Consider the following 2,210-nt stretch of genomic DNA (forward strand, 5'->3'; position numbering starts at 1 on the left):
GCAGCGCCGGACCGACCGGCGGCAGCGCCGCGCCCGCCAGCACCGCCCGCGCGACCGGTTTCAGCGCCCCGGCGTGATGCAGGAAATACCCGGCCGGATGGCCCGACGCCGGCACCCGCAGCGCGACCAGCCGGTCCAGGGGGATCAGCCGGGCGAGGTGCTCGTAATGCAGCCGGTCGCGGTCCAGCGGATCGAAGGCGACGACGTAGCGGCATCCCGGCCGGATCATCGCGGCGTCGATCGCGCGCATCGCGCCGATCGCCGCGGCCTCGTCCGCCCAGCGCGTGTCCCAGGGCTGCGTGATGTCCACCTGCGGCGAGATCGCGAACACGTCGTCCAGCGACAGGCGGCGGGAGAAGGCGATCGCCGCGTGCGCGCCCATGCTGCTGCCATAGCCCGCGCGCCGGGCGGGGGGCACCGGCAGGGCGGCGAGGAACGCCTCGGCCGCCGTCAGCGCCGCGTCCGGCAGGTCCTGATACCAGCGATCGACGTTCGACTTGAACGCCAGCAGGGCAAAGCCGTTATCGACCGCGAACTTGCCGGCGAAGCCCAGCCCGGCCAAGGAGCGGTGGGTCCGCTCGGTGAAGGTGACGACCAGCGGGGCGGCGGGCTGCGGAGCGGGCACATAGTCAATCTGATAGGCGGGCGATGCGAACACCGGAACGAAGCCCATCCCGTGCCTCGGCTCCAGCCCCTGTGCGCGCGCGGGCGCGACCGCGGTGAGCGTGGTCATGCGCCCGATCCCGCGCCGCGCGCTGCTGGCGGGCGCGCTGCCGGCCTGTCTGTGGGCGGCCGCCGTGTCGGCTGAGCCGGCGTGCCCCGATCCCATGCGGCCGGAGCCAAGGGAGTATCCGGCCGAGGCGCTGGCGGCGCTGCGTGAGACGGATGGGCGGACGAATCTGCTGGCCGGCGATTCGATCGCCGCGTGGTGGCCGCAGGCCAGTATCGCGCACTGGATGGGCGGCCCGGTACAGAACCTGGGCTTTCCCGGGGACACGCCGCGCAACGTGCTGTGGCGGCTCGGGCAGGTGCCGGGCGGGCGCCCGTGGCGGCGGATCGTGCTGATTGCCGGCGTGAACGCGGCCTGGAACGACCCTTCATGTCACGACGTCGCCGCGGGGGTGGAGGCTGACGTGCGCGCGCTGCGCGGTCTCGCGCCACAGGCGCGCATCGTGGTGGTGGCGGTGATGCCGCACCAGCCGGGACTGGCATCGTCGCTGCCGGTGATCGCGCCGATCAACGCGCGTCTGGCCGGCGATGCCGACCGCGTGGGCTTTCGATTCGTCGATCCCGGCCCGGACCTGCTGGCTGCCTGCCGGGACCGGCCCGCCTGTCCGCTGCTGCGCGACTGGCTGCATCCGACCGAGGCGGGCTATGCCGTGATCGGCGCCCGGATCGCCGCAGCCTTTGCGGCGCCGTGGCCCTAGGCGTCCGGAGCCCGGCCAACCGGCGCACACGGGCAGGGCGATCACGCGCGATATCCAAAAGGGCGGCACGGTGGCATCCCGAAAGCCCCGGTGGGGCGCTTTGAATGGGCGACAAGAGATAGAAAACCGTTAACAGTTCGTCAATTCGACTATTTGCGCCGATAAATCGGGCCTGTCCAGGCACATGAGGACAGCGTCGCGGGCGATTACGTCAAAATATCATTAAACTGTGCGGCCGGCGCCGCGCCTTCCGCCGTGCTCCGACGCACGGCCGGTTGCCCCAGTAGGCGCCTAGCTTTCTTCACGGATCGTGAAGACCGCCGCCGCCTTCAGCCCCGCCGCTCGCCCAGCACCCGTTCCACCGCCGCGGCCGCCGCCGCGCGGTTCTCGACGCCGAGCTTGGCGAAGACCGTCTCCAGGTGCTTGTTCACGGTGCGCGGCGACAGGCCGAGGATGTCGGCGATGTCGCGGTTGGCCTTGCCCTGGCCAAGCCAGCGCAGCACCTCCGCCTCGCGCAGGGTCAGCCCGAACTTCTCCTTCAGCACCGTGTCGTCGCTCGACGGGTCCGCGCTGACGATGCGCAGCAGGATCTCGTCGGCCTCCGCCTGACCCACGAACATCAGGTCGGCGAGCCAGGGCGGCGGCAGGCGGAAGGTGCGCGGGCCGCTCGCCGGCGCCTGGTCCAGGCAGCGACGCGCCCAGGCGCGGGCCTCCTCCGGCAGGGTCTGCGACGGCTCGCCCCCCTGCGCCAGCAGCCGCTCCGCCTGCGGCGTCGCCCAGCGC

The 2,210-nt window shown here is 72.4% G+C and carries 3 protein-coding genes; 1 reads left to right on the top strand and 2 read right to left on the bottom strand.

Annotated elements, in window-relative coordinates:
- On the bottom strand, positions 1-733 hold a 733-nt coding region (locus B8460_RS03770), incomplete at its 3' end, for a hypothetical protein (RefSeq protein ID WP_048860241.1).
- Here B8460_RS03770 and B8460_RS03775 point away from each other — a divergent pair.
- Entirely contained in the window at positions 732-1,427 is a 696-nt protein-coding gene (locus B8460_RS03775) for a GDSL-type esterase/lipase family protein (RefSeq protein ID WP_048860242.1), read from the top strand. The genes B8460_RS03770 and B8460_RS03775 overlap by 2 nt on opposite strands.
- 329 nt (positions 1,428-1,756) lie before the next feature.
- Here B8460_RS03775 and B8460_RS22815 read toward each other — a convergent pair.
- Positions 1,757-2,210, bottom strand: a 454-nt coding sequence (locus B8460_RS22815) for a helix-turn-helix transcriptional regulator (protein WP_048860243.1), incomplete at its 5' end; no start/stop codon positions are given.

Origin of the sequence: Acidisphaera rubrifaciens HS-AP3 (assembly GCF_000964365.1) — a bacterium.
Taxonomy (GTDB): domain Bacteria; phylum Pseudomonadota; class Alphaproteobacteria; order Acetobacterales; family Acetobacteraceae; genus Acidisphaera; species Acidisphaera rubrifaciens.